The organism is Acetobacterium wieringae, assembly GCF_023700225.1.
GTDB lineage: Bacteria > Bacillota > Clostridia > Eubacteriales > Eubacteriaceae > Acetobacterium > Acetobacterium wieringae.
Window position 1 is genome coordinate 1,038,639 of record NZ_CP097897.1, and the last position, 16,526, is coordinate 1,055,164.

Below are 16,526 nucleotides of genomic sequence, written 5' to 3' on the forward strand. Positions count from 1 at the left end.
TAAATTTATGGAAATTTCAACAATCATTGCTTATGTCCTAGTCATCTTTACGATGTTTTTTGGGATGACATTCAGTTCCGCAAATGGTTTTAACATCGGGGCATTAATGAATTTCATTGATCCTCAAAGTATGTTTATTACCATCGGGGGAACATTTTTCGTGCTGATCGCCTCCTTTCCGATCAAATCGTTTAAACATATCCCCAAACATTTAAAGATGATATTTTTTAAAAGTAAACAAGACCCTCTGGAGTATGTGGATATTCTGACAGAACTTTCCAAAGAGGCGAGGCGTAAGGGATTGTTGGCTCTGGAAGCAAAGGCTGCCGATATTCAGGATGAGTTTCTAAAGGAAAGCGTTTTGCGAATTGTCGATGCCATTGAACCGGATAAATTGAGATCCTGGTTTGATCAGAAAATCGATTATATTTCGGAACGAAATGATCTCGAACGAAAAATATATGATATGGGCGCTGCGTTGGGACCAGCCTTCGGGATGATCGGAACCCTGATTGGTTTGGTAAACATGTTAAAAAACATGAGCTTTGAAGGTGGCGCCAGCACCCTGGGTGCCGATATGTCGGTCGCATTGATTACGACCTTTTATGGATCGGTACTGGCAAACTGTGTCTTTATGCCAGTTTCCAGTAAATTGGAAATTGCCCAGGAGCGGGATCTGCTAATAAAAGAACTGATTATCGAGGGGGTAGTTGCCATAAAAGAAGGCGAGAATCCCAAGTACATCCGAGATAAATTAATGAACTTTTTAACGGAAGATGAAATCAGAAAGGCAAATGGTGAATCTCCTTCAAAAGGTGGAAAATCCAAAGGTAAAAAAGGAAAAGCTGTTGAAAGTTAAAAATAGGGGTATAATATACTATGGGTAAGCGAAATAAAAACAAAAAAGGAATCAATAAAGATGCCTGGCTGAATACCTATGCAGACATGATCACCCTGATTTTAATCTTCTTTATCCTACTTTTTTCGATGTCAACGCTGGATGCAGCAAAGTATAAGCAACTGGTTGAGATATTTAATCCAGCAGCAGTATATGAAACGACCGGAACAGCGACCGAGTCAGACGGTTCAACATCGCCAAACGAGGATATATCGGTGGAAGAGATTGTTGATTTGGAAGATCTTTACCAATACCTGAGTCAGTATACCAAGGAAAATGGCTTGGATGAGGCAGTCAGTATTGAAAAATATGAAAAAGCGGTTTCGATCAAGTTTATGTCATCAATCTTTTTTGAACCCGACAGTTCCCGGATTAAACCCGGCGGACAACAGGTCTTATCAGACATTGGCCAGGCCTTTAAAGCTGTGGAGCCGACGATAAAATCAATCCGAATTGATGGACACACGGCCCAGGCTGATTCACCAGTTGATGATCGGGACTTATCCAGCAGCCGGGCCAATGAGGTGCTAAGATTCTTGCAGAATGGCTATATTACTGATCCGGCAAAATTATTGTCAGTGGGATTTGGCCAGTATCGGCCCATCGCACCCAATGATACTGAAGAAAACCGTGCCAAAAATCGCCGGGTTGAAATCATTATTTCCGAAACTGAAGATTTCTTCAGTGACATTGCGACAGGAACAGATACAGTTGCACAATAGAATTAGAGACAAACACTTAGGAGAAACGAAATGGCAGAAATTCTTTCGCAAAGTCAAATTGATAGCCTTTTAAGCAGCCTGATCAGTGGTAAAGATGAGCCGGAAGCGCCAAGTCCGGTGGCCGGTAAGAAGGTTAAAGATTACGATTTTAGAAGACCAAAGCTTTTTACCAGAGAGCAACTTAAGCATTTATTCAGTATTTATGAAAATTATGCCCGGCTGGTGTCTTCTCATATAACAGGAATTCTGCAGACATACAGTTTGGTAGAAATAATCGAGGTGGAAGAACAGCAGTACTACGAGTTTAATAATGCCCTCCCCGATTCGGTCTTAATGGGGCTGATTGATTTTGATATTAAAGACAGCGAAGATGAAGAAGATCTGGTCATCATGGATCTTTCCAAAGACGTTGGTTTTTGCAGTTTTGACCGGTTATTGGGCGGTTCAGGCAAGCCCCTCAAGGAAGATCGGGAGTTTACTGAAATTGAAATTGGGGTTATGGAGTATTTTTTCAGAGGAATGATCAACCTGATGAAAAACGTCTGGTTTGATTATCTGGAAATCTCTCCCCGGTTAATGAAAATTGAAACCAATTCCCGAATTCTTCAGGGGATTGGGGCCGATGAAAATGTCGTCATTATTGTTATGAGTATTAAAGTAAATGAAACCCAGGGAAAGATTAACATCTGTATTCCGGCGACAACCCTGGATATGCTCTTTAAAAAGAAAATGTCTCAAACCAAGAAGAATATCAAAAGAGGCGATCAACAGGCAGAGGAAAAGAGACGCTTAAATATTATCAATGAAATCAGAAAGACGGAGTTGGAAATAAAAGGTGTCCTAGGTGATACGGAGGTACTCTCCCAGGATATTTATGAGCTGGAAGTTGGGGATATCATCAAGCTGAATAAACCGGCAAATTCGATGGTTGATATTGTTGTCAACGATGAAGTCTGGTTTAGGGGAGAAATGGGTGATTACAAGAAGAAAAGAGCGATTCAGATAAAAGAGCTTAACGAGAGGGGAAGTGAACTATTCATATGACAGAAGCAGTAGAAAATCCAGATAAGCTATCCGGAATGGAAGTTGATGTTATCGGCGAGGTTATGAACATCAGTATGGGCACAGCCGCCACCGCAATGTCAACCATTTTAAATACCAAGGTTAATATTACGACGCCAAGAATTGAAACAATCGGAGTCGAAGAGTTTGAGTTCGCTTACCTTGAACCAGTAATCGGGGTTTTGATTAACTATGTTGAGGGAATCGAAGGGGCTAATGTCCTGTTGTTACAAGAGTCGGACATGAAAAAAATCTTGTCACAGTTGTTTGATATGGACACCAGTGATGATATTGAGTTTGATGAAATCAGCAAAAGTGCCATTGGTGAAATCATGAACCAGATGATGGGAGCGGCAGCAGGCGCATTAGCTTCATTTCTGGGAAAAGTCGTCAATATTTCACCGCCAACCCTACTGGATACTACCAGTAAAGCCAGTATTCGTGATTTGTTTTCCTTGAAGGGCGATAATCTGGTTAGTATAAAGTTTAATCTGAGCATTGAAGGCCTGGTTGAAAGTGAATTTATCAGTGCCATGGAACCTGCTCTGGCCCGGGAAATTGTAACCATGTCGATGGGTGCCAGTGGCATGGACGATGAGGAAGAAGTTGCCCCGCCCCCGCCCCCGCCGGTACAACCGGAAGTGGCCTACCAGCAACCACCCCAGGCTCCGCCAGCAGAACCGGCTCGGGTGGTTCGAAATGATCCGCCACCAGCGGCTTATGCCCCACCCCAACAACCGGTGCAGGTCAATCCCTATGAATATCGAAAACTTGGTGAAGAGCAACCAATGAATATCCCTGGTGACAATCTGGACTTACTGATGTCTGTGCCAATTCAGATTACGGTCGAATTGGGCCGAACCAGAAAAAAATAAAAGATATCGCCGAGTTGACACTGGGGAATATTGTTGAGCTGGATCGCCAGGCAGGCGATCAGGTGGATGTCATTGCCAACGGACGATTAATTGCCCGGGGTGATGTGGTCGTTGTCGATGATAACTATAGCGTAAAAATTACCGAAATTATTAAAGTCAGAGATAATTCTGAACAAAAAAAATAGCAGAAATTAGTATAGATAATAAATTCAAAGCATGAATTAAAGGAGAAGAAAATGAGTAAAATTTTAATTGTAGATGATGCGGCTTTTATGCGGATGATGATCAAGGATAGTTTAAAAAAGGGTGGTTATACCGATTTTATCGAAGCTGAAAATGGCGAAATTGCCCTGGCAGAATACAAAGAAAATCGACCGGATTTAGTGCTTCTGGATATTACAATGCCAGTGATGGACGGTATTCAGGCGCTTCAGGCAATTAAAGGATTTGAGCCCCAATCCAAGGTTATTATGTGTTCGGCCATGGGTCAGGAAGGGATGGTCGTCGAAGCCATCAAAAATGGTGCGCTGGATTTTATCGTAAAACCCTTTAAAGCAGATCGTCTCCTTCAAACCGTTAATAGTGCCCTTGGCAAATAAAAGAGAGCAGGTTCAAATTGGGTTCGAGTGATGTATTTTCAATTATTCTGGCACTATTGGGAACCATCGGGGTCATTGTTTTAACCTATTATGGAAGCAGATGGTATATTGAACGGTTCATCAAACGGCCAGGATCATTATCAGGCGAACACCATATGAAAGTCATCGAACGATTAATTGTCGGGAAAAACGGTTCAATTATTATCGTTGACATCCAGGGAGTTCAGTACCTGGTTGGCGTCACGGAACATAACATTCAAATTTTATCACAATTGGATGAGCCTATTCCTTATCAAAAAAAGCAGGAACTATCTAAAGAGAGCTTTTTGAGTATGGTAAAATCATTTTCTCAAAAGGAAAAACAGAATGAATGATTTAATTGAGACATCAAAAAATAGAAGTGTGCGTTTAAAAAAAATACTGATTAGCCTTACGGTCTTAGCCATTTTGTTTTCTCTGACTGCTGTAAAAGCTTATGGTGCCGAGTTGTCGGTGGAAGGTTTGTTGGCTGGGGAAAGCTCGGATACGGTAAAAATCATTGTTCTGATGACATTGATTGCGATTGTACCGACGCTGCTCTTAATGATGACGTGTTTTGGCAGAATTATTATTGTTCTGTCGTTTTTAAGAAACGCATTAGGCTTGCAACAAACACCTCCCAATCAGATTCTGGTGGGTCTGGCGCTGGCCATCACCTTTTTTGTAATGTCACCGGTTTTAACCGAGATCAATGAGGTGGCATTGCAACCCTACAATGCCGGTACAATAAACACCCAGCAATTTTTGGATTTGGCAGTGGTGCCGATTAAAGAATGGATGTTGATGCAAACCACCACCACGGATGTGGATTTATTTAAAAGTCTGGCAATACAGGCAGGCCAAACCGGTATTGAAAACGTGTCGCCAGCAGACTTGCCCATGACCGTTGTGATTCCTGCCTTTATCATCAGTGAATTGAAACGGGCCTTTTTGATTGGTTTTTTGCTGTTTATCCCTTTTCTGATCATTGACATGATTGTTTCGAGTGTACTTATGTCCATGGGGATGATGATGCTGCCACCGGTTATGATTTCCATGCCATTCAAACTGATGTTGTTTGTGGTGGTGGATGGATGGGGTTTACTCGTCAAAACCCTGATCATGACCTACAATTAAAGAAGGGAGCAGCTAATGAGTACAGGTGATTTAATTGGTATCTTTAGAGATGCAATCTTTACCGGGATGAAGGTGGCAGGTCCCATCCTGTTGATCAGTATGCTGGTGGGCTTGATTATTTCAATTATTCAGGCAGCTACATCCATCAATGAACAGACCATGACATTTGTTCCCAAACTGATCATCACCGCACTGATGATGATTATTGCCGGTGGGTGGATGCTTCAACAGATGATGGATCTGGTCTTTCGGATTTTTGAGCTGATTGCCACCAAGATCTAACAGATAAATATGGGTGATAAATGTGACATTTGACATGAACCAGTATTTGATTTTTTTGCTTGCCAGCTGTCGAACCGCCGGGGTGATTTTTTTTAATCCGATTTTTGGTCGAAACAGTGTCCCCAGTATCGTGAAAGTTGGTTTATCTCTGGCCATTGCGATGTTTGCTGTCTTTGAACTCGGAACGACCCAGGTAATTAATTACAGTGCGATTGAGTTTATCGGGGCGATGCTTCAGGGCTTTATCATAGGTATTGTAATTGGTTTTATCATGACCCTTTTTCTTTCAGTTTTTCAACTGGGTGGAGAAGTTATTGATATGCAAATGGGCTTGAGTATGGCATCCATGTATGACCCGGCCACCAAGGCCAATATCTCAGTGACCGGAAATTTGTTGACTGCGATGTACGTGCTTGTTTTTTTTATTTCAAATGCGCATCTGGCCCTCTTTACCGTAGTGATTAAATCATTTCAGGTTATTCCGCTGGGGCTTGGACAGGTCAGTGATAAGGTGGCTGTCTATTTTATCGAATTGATGTACTATATTTTTATCTATGCCGTACAGGTAGCGATCCCCATTATCGTCACTGAAATCGTGTCCGAATTTGCAGTAGGGATCCTGATGCGCCTGGTACCGAACATCAATGTGTTTGTTATCAATATCCAAATTAAAGTTTTCATTGGTTTAATTGTTATCTTCACTTTAATCCCGGCATTGGCTAATTTTATGACTCAAATGAATTTGCTGATGATGGAAAAAATAACTCAGGTACTGACGTTTTTTGTCTAACATCGCTAATAATCGGAGAAAAGAATGGCAGGATCAGAAAAAACCGAAAAAGCAACCCCCAAAAAAAGAAGAGATGAGCGAAAAAAGGGGAATACCTTTCAAAGTAAAGATGTCGTCTCTGTGGTGCTTCTCTTTGTGGCTTTTTTTATCTTAAACCTGCTGGTGCCATTTATCTATCAGCAGATCAAGAATCTCTATATTGCCCAAATGAAGAAAATAATGACCGTGGAGACCCTTACCGTGTCCGGGGTTAATCAGTTATTTCGGGAAGGGGCTTTGGTATTTTTTATTTCCGTGCTGCCGGTGGCAATCGTAATCATGTTTGTTGCAGTTATTATGTCAGGGGTACAAACTGGTTTTCTGGTAACTGGGGATGCATTAAAACCAAAATTTAACCGAATTAACCCACTATCAGGAATCAAGCGGATGTTTTCACTGCGATCACTCGTAGAGCTCCTTAAATCACTGGCCAAGGTAGCGTTGATCATTGCCATTATTTATACCACCATTTTGGCCATGATTCCAATGACACCGGATATGCTAATCACTAAGATTGATGAAAATGTGATGTTTATGATGGATCAGACCATGTCCATGGTTCAGACTGTCTGTATGATTTTTGCGGTTGTGGCCATTCTGGATTATGCCTATCAGCGTTACGACTATGAAAAAAAACTCAAAATGACCAAGCAGGAAGTCAAAGACGAATATAAGCAGACGGAAGGAAACCCCGAAATTAAAGGGAAAATCCGGCAAAAACAACGGGAAATGAGCATGAGCCGGATGATGCAGATGGTCCCACAGGCCGATGTCATTGTCAGAAACCCAACCCATTTTGCGGTGGCCTTAAAATATGATGCCGACCAGGATGTGGCCCCGCTGGTATTGGCGAAAGGGAAAGACCATATTGCTCTGCGGATTGTTAAAGTCGCTGAGGAAAACAAGGTACTGGTTAAAGAAAATAAGGGGTTAGCCCGCAGTCTGTATGAATCGGTGGAGATTAATGCCTACATCCCGGCAGAACTCTACAAAGCTGTAGCAGAATTAATGGCTTGGGTTTATAGCACACGTAAAAAGGAAAATGTCAAATGAAAATCATTCAGAACCTTGTCGTTGTCTTTGTAATTCTGACAATCGCCCTTATTATTATACCACTGCCGCCATTTATTCTGGATTTTATGTTTATTTTAAACATATCCATATCCCTGATTATTCTCTTAACAACCATGTACATCAAAGGGCCGTTGGACTTTTCGATCTTTCCATCGCTGCTCCTTATTACAACGCTGTTGCGACTGGCCCTCAACATTTCCTCAACCCGATTGATTCTTTCAAACGGCGGAGAAGCTGGGAAAATCATTGAAACCTTTGGTTCATTTGTTTTGGGCGGTAATGCCGTTGTCGGTTTTATCGTCTTTATTATCATTGTTATTGTCCAGTTTATCGTAATTACCAAGGGGGCTGAGCGAATTTCTGAAGTATCGGCCCGATTTACGCTGGATGCCATGCCCGGAAAGCAGATGTCCATTGATGCCGATCTTAGTTCCGGGGCAATTACCGATGCCGAAGCCAAAGAAAGGCGACAGAAAATTCAAACCGAAGCCGAGTTTTATGGTTCTATGGATGGGGCTACCAAGCTGGTTAAAGGCGATGCGGTCGCTTCAATGATTATTGCGGTCGTCAATCTCGTCGGTGGAATGATTATCGGGATGGTTCAGGGATCCATGCCCCTTGAAGAAGTGGTTTCGGTTTATACCATTGCCACCGTTGGGGATGGTCTGGTCAGCCAGGTACCGGCACTGATGATTTCAGTGGCTACCGCCATGATTGTGACCCGGGCCGCTTCGGAAAACAACCTGAATGTGGATGTCAAGAACCAGTTTTTATCTCAACCCCAGGTTTTGGTCATTGCCGGGATTGGTATTGCGGCCCTGGCTTTTATTCCCGGCGCACCAGCATTTCAAATCCTGCTGTTAGCGGTCATGCTCAGCGGATTTGGTTTACTGATAATCCGTCGCTCCAATGTCAAAGTGGTGGTGGATGAGGTTGAGCAGATGACCCAGCTGATTCAGGAAGAAAGCAGTGAAGTTGATTTTTACCGGAACATCGATAATGTTTATAATATAATCGGGGTGGAACCGATTGAAATGGAGTTTGGTTACTCCCTTTTGCCGATGGTGGATGAAGGCAGCTCCGGGAATTTTATCGACCGGATCGTTATTTTTAGAAAACAATTTGCGATGGACATGGGCGTGGTTATTCCCACTGTTCGATTAAGAGATAATGGACTCATTAACCCCAACCAGTATATAATTAAGATCAAAGGCGAAGAAATTGCCAAGGGCGAAGTTCTGGTCGGCTATTATCTGGCCCTTGATCCAACCAATACCAGTGAACCCATTGATGGGATTGAAACAATTGAGCCAGCCTACGGCATTAAGGGGAAATGGATCACAGAAAACGAGAAAGAATTGGCTGAGGTTTACGGTTACACCGTTATTGATGCCCTTTCGGTGATTGTGACTCATATGTCTGAGGTTATCAAGAAGCATATGCATGAATTGCTGAGTCGTCAGGACATCAATACGCTGCTGGAAAACGTCTCAAAAGCAAACCCGGCCATTGTTGATGATGTCATTCCCAATATTATTTCGATTGCTGATTTCCAGAAAATTCTGATTAACCTCTTAAATGAAGGAATCCCCATCCGGGATATGGAGAGCATCCTGGAAACCCTGGGAGATCATGGTACCAGTATTAAGGATACGGACATGCTTACCGAATACGTCAGACAGAAACTCAAACGAACCATTACCCGGAAATACACCGATGGCAACAGCATCAAGGTTATTGCGCTGGATCAGGAAATTGAAAACATCATTCTGAATTCAGCGAAGAAGAACGAGCATGGTACCTATCTGGCCATTGATCCACAGGTGGTACAAACCATTGTCGAAAAGGTTACCGAGCAAATTGAAAAACTCAAGGAAATCATTGATCATTCGATTATTCTCACCTCCCCAATTGTGCGTATTTATTTTAAGCGATTAATTGAACAATTTATGGCAGACCTAACCGTCCTATCCTTTAATGAAATAGATACCAATATTCAGATTCAGGTGATCGGTATGATAAAGTTGGAAAACTAATCAACGCAAATCCTTCTAAAAATAAGGAGTGTCAGAATGAATGTTGCAGAAATAAATAGCGAAAAAAATGAACTAAGTGATAATGTATCGGAAGAACAGGCAGTCGATCAGATGCTTGAGCAGTCAGTGGAGACACCAGTGACAGAAAAGCTTGTCGATGAGAAGACGATGGCGCTCTGGCAACTCTATAAAGAACAACGGACTACTGAGATCCGGAACGAAATCGTTCTGCAATATACCGGTCTGGTTAAGAAAATTGTGTTAAGATTTAAGGGTAGTTACAACAATTTCGGGCAGCTGGACGATATGGTTAACCAGGGGATGATTGTTCTGATTGATGCCGTTGAAAAGTTCGACCCGGAGATGGGGAATAAATTTGAAACCTTTGCTACCTTAAAAATCAGAGGAGCAGTGATTGATTTTATGCGTAAGCAGGATTGGGTGCCCCGCAGCCAGCGGAGTCTTTCAAAAGTGCTGGAAGAAACCTACGGCGAATTGTATGCCGCCCTGGAAAGAGAACCCAGTGAAGCAGAAATTGCCGCCAAAATGGGAATATCGGAGGCTAATCTCCAGAAGATTTTACAGCAGCGACATAATTCCATTGTTTTATCTTATGAAGAAGCCATAAACGAAAAAATGATGGAAGTTTCTCCGCTGATTACCGAAGAGCGAGCGGATGACTCACCGGAATCCACCATCTTGTTTGATGAACTGAAAATGAAGTTGGGAGAAGCCCTTGACCAACTGAAGGAAAAAGAGCGGCTGGTGGTTTCGCTTTATTATTATGAAAACTTAAAACTCAAAGAAATCGCCGAGGTGCTGGGCGTAACAGAGTCCCGAGTGTCTCAGATTCACTCCCAGGCGATGATAAAAATGAGAAATCGCTTAAAAAATTATTGATAAGAGAACTATTAAATTAAAGAATGATTAACCAGGAGGTATTATAATGGACAGAGGATCCTATTCAGCCGCAGCTGGGATGTTATCCGGACAGCGAGCCATTAATGTCGTGGCTCAGAACGTTGCCAACGTTAGTACGGCCGGCTACAAAAACCAGTCAACAATACAGGCAACCTTTGCCGAATACATGGCCTCACGGATGAGCACTGATCCCCAAATTGCTCAAGCTGACATTGGCCCCGGTGCCTACGTTACAATTAATGATGCGCAGTACATTGATTTTACACAGGGTGGTTTTGAGAAAACCAACCGGTCGGTGGATATGGCGATTCAAGGTCAGGGTTTTTTTGTCATCCAGAACCCCAATTTTGGACAGGTATTGACTCGGAATGGTCAATTTGAATTGGATCAACAGGGCTTTTTAACGCTCCCAGGGGTTGGTCAGGTTTTAAACACAGCCGGTCAGCCGATTCAACTGGCTGGAAGTGATTTCAAGGTGGAACCGGATGGCACCATTGTTCAAAATGGCGCAGAAGTAACCCGGATCAATATCTCAACGGTGGCCAATGCTGCTGATCTAACCCCGGTAGGAGAAGGGTATTTTCAGAGTGCCACCGGCTTTCAATTAGCTCCGGCTGGATCATTTAACCTGTTTCAGGAGATGATCGAACGATCAAATGTCGATATGACCGAAGAGATGAGTGACATGATTGCCAAACAGAATAATTTTACATCGTGCACACAGATGTTAAAAATATTCGACAAGATCAGTGAAATTGCCTCCAATACCATTGGTAGGGTTGGCTAATAGTGGGATCGCAGTATTTCGGATAGCTAATACCGGAACGAAAAAGGAGAAAAACGAGCATGATTAGAGGATTTTATGCAGCAAAAACGGGCCTGATCAGCCAGCAGAACACCCTGAATGTAATTGGAAATAACGTGGCAAACATTAATACCCTGGGCTTTAAGCCCCAGGTCGTGGCTTTTGCATCGCTCTTATATGAAAATATCAACGGTGGAGCTGGTGCCGACATCAGCACTGGACACGGCGCCAAGGTTCAAAAAATCGGGATCGATTTTACCCAGGGGGAATTGGAACCCACCCGAAGGGAGATGGACTGTGCCATCCAAGGTGACGGCTTTTTCGGAATTCTTAATCGGGAAACAAATGTCGTTACCTATACCCGCGATGGCGTCTTTCACGCCAGCGTCGAAGGTGATCAAAAATATCTGGTGGATATCAGCGGTAACTATGTCTTGGGGAAAGACAACAACCGAATCAATATCACTGCTGGCTATGATAGTGAATTAATCGGTGTTTTTTCATTTCCTAATCGCTATGGTCTGGAATTGTTAGGTGCCAACCAATTTGCGCCAACGGCCGATTCGGGCGCCGCTCAGTTAGACAACGTCAGCATTATCAGAACCGGCTATATCGAATCGTCAGCGACCGATTCGGCTTCAGAAATGGTTAAAGTGCTTCAGGCCAATAGTGCTTTTTCATTTAATTCACGAATCATTCAATCCACGGATGACATGGAAAAGACGGTAAATCAACTTAGATAAATAAGATGAAATAAAGAAAAAGCGTAGGGAAAAGGGGATGGATTATGTGTGAGGAGAATGCCAAAACAGAACATGCAGCCTTGATTGAAGTCAGTGTCAGTGATGATAAAAAACAGGCTTTTATCAAACTGGAGAAACAGGAAGAAGGCAACACCGTTTTTACCAGAGAAGAGTTACTGGCCGCTCTGGCTGAGAACCAGATTGTCCACGGGATTATCGAAAGTGCGGTGGAAAAGCTGGCCCAGCGACCGATCTACAAAATTCGGATCAAGGTCGCCGAAGCGACTGACCCGATTGATGGGAATGATGGGGTCGTCAAACTGCTGGTAAAAAAAGACGCTGATTATAAACCGGAATACAGCGAAGATGAAACCATTGATTATAAAAATCTTAATTATTTTCAGATGGTAAAAAAGGGGCAGATTTTATGCGAGATTACCAAAGAAACTCCGGGAATTGATGGGAAAGACCTTTATGGCCAGGTGATTCCGGCCCATAAAGGCAGAAAGCCCCAGGTACCAGCAGGAAAAAATACCAGCCTGACTGCCGATGAATCCAAGCTTCTGGCAGACTGTGACGGCATTATTAAATTCATCAATACCATTAATATTGATGAGATGATGCACATTCGCAAGAACATCGACTTCTCTACTGGTAATATTAATTTCCCTGGAGACGTGACCATTGATGGTGATGTCAGTAGCGGTTTTTCAGTGAAAGCCGGGGGCAATCTGATCATTAAAGGGGTCGTTGAAGATGCTAAAATCGAAGCGGCCGGGAACGTGGTTATTGCCAAGGGTATCTATGGTGGAAGTTCTGGTGATGTGATCGTCGGTCAGGATCTCCGCTGCAATTACATCGAAAATGCTGTTTTGCACGTTGACGGTGATATTACCGTGGATTATATTATTGATGGCAAAATCACCTGTAATGGTAATATTTATCTATCTGGCAGTAAAGAACTGGTGGTTGGTGGTGAAATACAATTGCTGGGTGAGCTGGTCGCCAGGGATATTGGAAATGATCGGGAATATCCCACCGTTATTCGGATCTTGGGAGAAAAAATCATTGATCAGGATGAAATCGACCGATTAAGCGCAAAGGCGGCAGAAGTCCGTCTGCAGCTGGCTGATAGCAGCGAAAAAGAAGCGCAGGTAACGGCGCTGTTGCTGGCTCAGGAAAAGAAGGACATGCTCAGTCGTAAGCACGACAGTCCCGCCATGGAACAGATCGCCACTTTGAAAAAACAGATTGATCGACAGGTACTGAATCTGAAAAAAGAAATAGCTGAAATAGAAGATGCCATTATTTATGTCAAAAAAAGAGCCAGTGTCTCTTATTACGGATCAGTTTCAGCAAAACGAAAACTCTACCGGGGCACCCGGATTTATTTTGGCGAAATACCCTTTTCATTCGAATTCGACAGCCTGGATCACTGCAAAATATATTGGGACAACGATACGATTATAAACGGAATGCTGTAATAAAGAGAAAAATGATTGAGGAGAAAGAGGTATAAATTTGTTCGAGAACTATGATGAACTGAATGAAATGCAAATTGATATGCTCCGGGAGATCGGTAATATCGGGGCTGGCAATGCGGCCACAGCGCTGGCAACAATCCTGGATGAAAAGGTGGACATGAGTGTTCCCTCGGTTCGGATCACCGGATTTGACGAGGCAGTTGCCAATCTGGGCGGGGCCGAAACCATGACCGTAGCGGTGCTGGTCAATTTCAGCGGCGACGCTCACGGGATGATTATGTTTTTACTTAACGTGGAAGATGCAAAAAGTATTATGGACATTCTGGTGGGTGAAGATGATGGCGAAGAAGGACTCAGCGAAATGAAAATTTCCGGCATCAAAGAAATTGGAAATATTCTGGCTTCATCCTATGTCAATGCCATTTCGGCCTTAACTGGGCTGACCATTGAGGTATCCGTTCCCTATGTGGCCATCGACATGGTCGGGGCTCTGATGAGTGTGCCGATTATTGAATTTGGTGCCATTGGTGACAAATTAATGTTTATTGAAGAAAATTTCCTGGGCGAAACCAACGATTTAAAGAGCAACATGATTATGTTTGCCGAGATCAATACATTAAAAACGATTATGCAAAAACTAGGGCTGGAAATATGAGTCAGGCAATTGTAATTGGAATATCGGATTATAAATTAGCCAAAGGCCCGGAAGTTTTGGTCACCTATGCTTTGGGTTCCTGTGTGGGCGTATGTTTGTATGACAAAGTCACAAAGGTTGGCGGCTTATCTCATATTATGCTACCGGACAGTACTAATTTTTCAAATAAGGACATCAATCGCAAAAAATTTGCAGATACTGCCATTGTGGATCTGGTCGATGAGATGAAACGAGCTGGATGCGGCAATAACCGTATTGTTGCAAAAATTGCTGGTGGCGCCCAAATGTTTGAGGTACAGCCCGGCAGTAAGCTGGGAGCCATCGGGGAACGCAATATTCTTTGTGTCAAGCAGGTATTAAGCCAACTACGGATTCCCATTCTGGCCGAAGATACCGGTCTTAATTTTGGACGAACCCAATATTTTGATCTGGCTACGGGCGTTATGAAGATACAGTCTCTGAATCGTCGGATTGAGGAATTTTAAAGCTAGTTCAGTTGAATATAGTATTATTTCGTAGGGGCGATCCGAGATCGCCCGCACACTACTTGAATAATTCGATTAGTTCAATTTTCAAGATCCTTTAATTGATTAATGTGGTTATAATTAAGATAACTAATTATTTGTTGAACACGTTGTGCTCAGCATTTTTTTGAATATAAATTTACACATCATTCACAGTAAGTTTAAACGGCATTAATCAGGGTAAAAAAAGAACAAGAATTTTGTTAAAGAGATGAATAAATTAGGGTGTACCTTTTTAGGTGTTTCAAGTATAATGGTTACAATGAAAACTTTAAAAAATATTTGAAGAGGAGATTTATAATGGCAGAAAATGTTGTAGATAATTACAATCTGGAAGAAGATACTCAGCACGGTAGATTTCTAACCTTTTCCTTAGAAGATGAAGTATTTGGCATTGAAATAAAATATGTAACTGAAATCATTGGAATGCAGTCGATTACCAAGGTTCCGGAGGTACCGACCTACATTAAAGGGATCATCAATCTGCGGGGAAAAATTATTCCGGTGCTTGATGTCCGTCTGCAGTTTGGGAAAGAACCGGTGGACTATAATGATCGTACCTGTATTGTGGTTATTGATATTGAAGCGGTTTCGGTGGGCCTAATAGTCGATAACGTGGAAGAGGTTCTGACCATTGACGATGAAGAAATTGCGCCACCGCCATCCAACAAAACCGGCTTTGAAAATCGCTTTATGAAAGGGATTGGTAAAGCAGGGGGCAAGGTTCAATTATTGCTGGATTGTGAACGCCTGCTGAAGAATGAAGAAATCGAAGTGATTGAAGAATTGCTTGAAGAAAAATAAGTGGAGGATCCGTGATGAGACTTAAGCAAAGAATTAAGGTGCTGATCGTAGACGATTCCCTGGTCTTTCGTGAGTCTTTATCAAGGGAAATATCGAAAGATCCTGACATTGAAGTCGTTGGAACGGCAACTGACCCCTACATGGCCAGAGATTTGATCATTAAACTAAAGCCCGACGTCTTAACCCTGGACGTTGAAATGCCCAAAATGAATGGCATTGAATTTCTAAAAAAACTGATGCCGCAGTATCCCTTGCCAGTCATTGTCGTCAGCTCGGTTTCGAAAAACGTTCTGGATGCTCTGGATGCCGGGGCCGTGGAATTTGTCACCAAACCCAATGTCACCCGCCCCGGGGGGATGGCATCTTTTGTCAATGAACTGATTATCAAAATAAAAATTGCCTCCACCGCCAAGGTTGGCAATCGCAAAAGCGACTATACACCAAGCCGACCGGTAACCAATCAGGGCATTGATACGATGAGCAAGATCATTGCTATTGGTGCCTCCACAGGCGGAACCGATGCGATCCATACGGTGATTTCTGGCCTGCCCCGGGATATGCCTCCGATTATCATTGTCCAACATATGCCCCCGGTGTTTACTAAGCTCTATGCCGAGCGTCTGAATAACACCTGCGAACTGGAAGTTAAAGAGGCCGAGGATAGTGACGCCTTAAGACCCGGCCGGGTTCTGATTGCCCCCGGCAATTTCCAGATGCGTCTGGCCAAACGGGGGACCGGTTACATTGTTAAATGCACCCAGGAAGAAAAAGTCAGTGGACATTGTCCCTCGGTTGATGTTCTTTTTGATTCAGTGGCCGCTGTGGCCGGGAGACAGTCTGTGGGTGTTATTCTCACAGGTATGGGCCGGGACGGCGCCAACGGTCTGCTGAAGATGAAAAAAACCGGGGCCTACACCATCGGTCAGGACGAAAAATCCTCGGTGGTCTATGGTATGCCGATGGTGGCCTATAACATCGGTGCTGTTGACAAACAATTGCCCCTGGATCGCATTGCCGACGAAATCATCCGATTCTTGTCAATATAAGGCCGATGCCGG

At 43.1% G+C, this 16,526-nt stretch carries 20 protein-coding genes; all 20 read left to right on the forward strand.

Annotated elements, in window-relative coordinates; all coding sequences use genetic code 11:
- The first annotated feature begins 7 nt into the window (after positions 1-7).
- The 20 genes from CHL1_RS05090 (at position 8) to CHL1_RS05185 (ending at position 16,514) form a co-directional block, all read left to right on the forward strand.
- A complete protein-coding gene (locus CHL1_RS05090; RefSeq protein WP_250934972.1) occupies positions 8-859 on the forward strand; it encodes a motility protein A in 852 nt (283 codons plus the stop codon).
- A 20-nt stretch (positions 860-879) separates the two neighbouring features.
- Positions 880-1,620 carry an OmpA/MotB family protein gene (locus CHL1_RS05095; RefSeq protein ID WP_070371896.1) on the forward strand — a complete coding sequence of 247 codons (741 nt, stop codon included), beginning with the start codon at positions 880-882 and terminating at the stop codon, positions 1,618-1,620.
- Positions 1,621-1,650: 30 nt separating this feature from the next.
- Positions 1,651-2,664 (forward strand): flagellar motor switch protein FliM, encoded by a 1,014-nt coding sequence (locus CHL1_RS05100; RefSeq protein WP_070371897.1) that lies wholly within the window; start codon positions 1,651-1,653, stop codon positions 2,662-2,664.
- Positions 2,661-3,557: a chemotaxis protein CheC gene (locus tag CHL1_RS05105; protein WP_250934974.1), complete on the forward strand. Its 897-nt coding sequence runs from the start codon at positions 2,661-2,663 to the stop codon at positions 3,555-3,557. Before CHL1_RS05100 ends, CHL1_RS05105 begins: the two co-directional genes overlap by 4 nt.
- 14 nt (positions 3,558-3,571) lie before the next feature.
- Positions 3,572-3,742, forward strand: coding sequence for a FliM/FliN family flagellar motor switch protein (locus tag CHL1_RS05110; RefSeq protein ID WP_250934994.1), 171 nt, complete (start codon positions 3,572-3,574; stop codon positions 3,740-3,742).
- Between the two features lie 51 nt (positions 3,743-3,793).
- A complete protein-coding gene (locus CHL1_RS05115) occupies positions 3,794-4,156 on the forward strand; it encodes a response regulator (RefSeq protein WP_070371898.1) in 363 nt (120 codons plus the stop codon).
- 17 nt (positions 4,157-4,173) lie between these two features.
- The gene (locus tag CHL1_RS05120) at positions 4,174-4,530 is read left to right on the forward strand and encodes a FliO/MopB family protein (RefSeq protein WP_070371899.1); all 357 of its coding nucleotides are present in this window, start codon (positions 4,174-4,176) and stop codon (positions 4,528-4,530) included.
- Positions 4,523-5,311, forward strand: a complete 789-nt coding sequence (gene fliP / locus CHL1_RS05125; RefSeq protein WP_250935004.1) for a flagellar type III secretion system pore protein FliP — start codon at positions 4,523-4,525, stop codon at positions 5,309-5,311. The genes CHL1_RS05120 and fliP overlap by 8 nt, the downstream gene beginning before the upstream one ends.
- Positions 5,312-5,326: 15 nt before the next feature.
- Entirely contained in the window at positions 5,327-5,593 is a 267-nt protein-coding gene (fliQ, locus tag CHL1_RS05130; RefSeq protein ID WP_070371901.1) for a flagellar biosynthesis protein FliQ, read from the forward strand.
- A 22-nt stretch (positions 5,594-5,615) separates the two neighbouring features.
- Entirely contained in the window at positions 5,616-6,383 is a 768-nt protein-coding gene (gene fliR / locus CHL1_RS05135) for a flagellar biosynthetic protein FliR (protein ID WP_250935006.1), read from the forward strand.
- A 24-nt stretch (positions 6,384-6,407) separates the two neighbouring features.
- The gene (gene flhB / locus CHL1_RS05140) at positions 6,408-7,475 is read left to right on the forward strand and encodes a flagellar biosynthesis protein FlhB (RefSeq protein ID WP_148637471.1); all 1,068 of its coding nucleotides are present in this window, start codon (positions 6,408-6,410) and stop codon (positions 7,473-7,475) included.
- The gene (gene flhA / locus CHL1_RS05145; RefSeq protein ID WP_070371904.1) at positions 7,472-9,532 is read left to right on the forward strand and encodes a flagellar biosynthesis protein FlhA; all 2,061 of its coding nucleotides are present in this window, start codon (positions 7,472-7,474) and stop codon (positions 9,530-9,532) included. The genes flhB and flhA overlap by 4 nt, the downstream gene beginning before the upstream one ends.
- Before the next feature lie 36 nt (positions 9,533-9,568).
- On the forward strand, positions 9,569-10,432 hold the full coding sequence (locus CHL1_RS05150) for a sigma-70 family RNA polymerase sigma factor (protein ID WP_084633693.1): 864 nt from the start codon (positions 9,569-9,571) through the stop codon (positions 10,430-10,432).
- 46 nt (positions 10,433-10,478) lie between these two features.
- A complete protein-coding gene (locus CHL1_RS05155; protein WP_250935008.1) occupies positions 10,479-11,240 on the forward strand; it encodes a flagellar hook-basal body protein in 762 nt (253 codons plus the stop codon).
- 59 nt (positions 11,241-11,299) lie between these two features.
- Positions 11,300-12,001, forward strand: a complete 702-nt coding sequence (locus tag CHL1_RS05160) for a flagellar hook-basal body protein (protein WP_070371906.1) — start codon at positions 11,300-11,302, stop codon at positions 11,999-12,001.
- 44 nt (positions 12,002-12,045) lie between these two features.
- On the forward strand, positions 12,046-13,485 hold the full coding sequence (locus CHL1_RS05165) for a DUF342 domain-containing protein (RefSeq protein ID WP_250935010.1): 1,440 nt from the start codon (positions 12,046-12,048) through the stop codon (positions 13,483-13,485).
- A gap of 37 nt (positions 13,486-13,522) precedes the next feature.
- A complete protein-coding gene (locus tag CHL1_RS05170) occupies positions 13,523-14,140 on the forward strand; it encodes a chemotaxis protein CheC (RefSeq protein ID WP_084633694.1) in 618 nt (205 codons plus the stop codon).
- Positions 14,137-14,625 carry a chemotaxis protein CheD gene (locus tag CHL1_RS05175; protein WP_250935012.1) on the forward strand — a complete coding sequence of 163 codons (489 nt, stop codon included), beginning with the start codon at positions 14,137-14,139 and terminating at the stop codon, positions 14,623-14,625. The genes CHL1_RS05170 and CHL1_RS05175 overlap by 4 nt, the downstream gene beginning before the upstream one ends.
- A 339-nt stretch (positions 14,626-14,964) precedes the next feature.
- Entirely contained in the window at positions 14,965-15,468 is a 504-nt protein-coding gene (locus tag CHL1_RS05180) for a chemotaxis protein CheW (protein ID WP_026395950.1), read from the forward strand.
- Positions 15,469-15,482: 14 nt separating this feature from the next.
- Positions 15,483-16,514: a protein-glutamate methylesterase/protein-glutamine glutaminase gene (locus CHL1_RS05185; RefSeq protein ID WP_250935013.1), complete on the forward strand. Its 1,032-nt coding sequence runs from the start codon at positions 15,483-15,485 to the stop codon at positions 16,512-16,514.
- The last annotated feature ends 12 nt before the right edge of the window (positions 16,515-16,526 follow it).

Bases quoted from the DNA above. Each gene is read 5' to 3' on its own strand.
- CHL1_RS05090 (WP_250934972.1), top strand. From the start codon at position 8: ATGGAAATTTCAACAATCATTGCTTATGTCCTAGTCATCTTTACGATG.
- CHL1_RS05095 (WP_070371896.1), top strand. From the start codon at position 880: ATGGGTAAGCGAAATAAAAACAAAAAAGGAATCAATAAAGATGCCTGG.
- CHL1_RS05100 (WP_070371897.1), top strand. From the start codon at position 1,651: ATGGCAGAAATTCTTTCGCAAAGTCAAATTGATAGCCTTTTAAGCAGC.
- CHL1_RS05105 (WP_250934974.1), top strand. From the start codon at position 2,661: ATGACAGAAGCAGTAGAAAATCCAGATAAGCTATCCGGAATGGAAGTT.
- CHL1_RS05115 (WP_070371898.1), top strand. From the start codon at position 3,794: ATGAGTAAAATTTTAATTGTAGATGATGCGGCTTTTATGCGGATGATG.
- fliP (WP_250935004.1), top strand. From the start codon at position 4,523: ATGAATGATTTAATTGAGACATCAAAAAATAGAAGTGTGCGTTTAAAA.
- fliQ (WP_070371901.1), top strand. From the start codon at position 5,327: ATGAGTACAGGTGATTTAATTGGTATCTTTAGAGATGCAATCTTTACC.
- flhB (WP_148637471.1), top strand. From the start codon at position 6,408: ATGGCAGGATCAGAAAAAACCGAAAAAGCAACCCCCAAAAAAAGAAGA.
- flhA (WP_070371904.1), top strand. From the start codon at position 7,472: ATGAAAATCATTCAGAACCTTGTCGTTGTCTTTGTAATTCTGACAATC.
- CHL1_RS05150 (WP_084633693.1), top strand. From the start codon at position 9,569: ATGAATGTTGCAGAAATAAATAGCGAAAAAAATGAACTAAGTGATAAT.
- CHL1_RS05155 (WP_250935008.1), top strand. From the start codon at position 10,479: ATGGACAGAGGATCCTATTCAGCCGCAGCTGGGATGTTATCCGGACAG.
- CHL1_RS05160 (WP_070371906.1), top strand. From the start codon at position 11,300: ATGATTAGAGGATTTTATGCAGCAAAAACGGGCCTGATCAGCCAGCAG.
- CHL1_RS05165 (WP_250935010.1), top strand. From the start codon at position 12,046: ATGTGTGAGGAGAATGCCAAAACAGAACATGCAGCCTTGATTGAAGTC.
- CHL1_RS05175 (WP_250935012.1), top strand. From the start codon at position 14,137: ATGAGTCAGGCAATTGTAATTGGAATATCGGATTATAAATTAGCCAAA.
- CHL1_RS05180 (WP_026395950.1), top strand. From the start codon at position 14,965: ATGGCAGAAAATGTTGTAGATAATTACAATCTGGAAGAAGATACTCAG.
- CHL1_RS05185 (WP_250935013.1), top strand. From the start codon at position 15,483: ATGAGACTTAAGCAAAGAATTAAGGTGCTGATCGTAGACGATTCCCTG.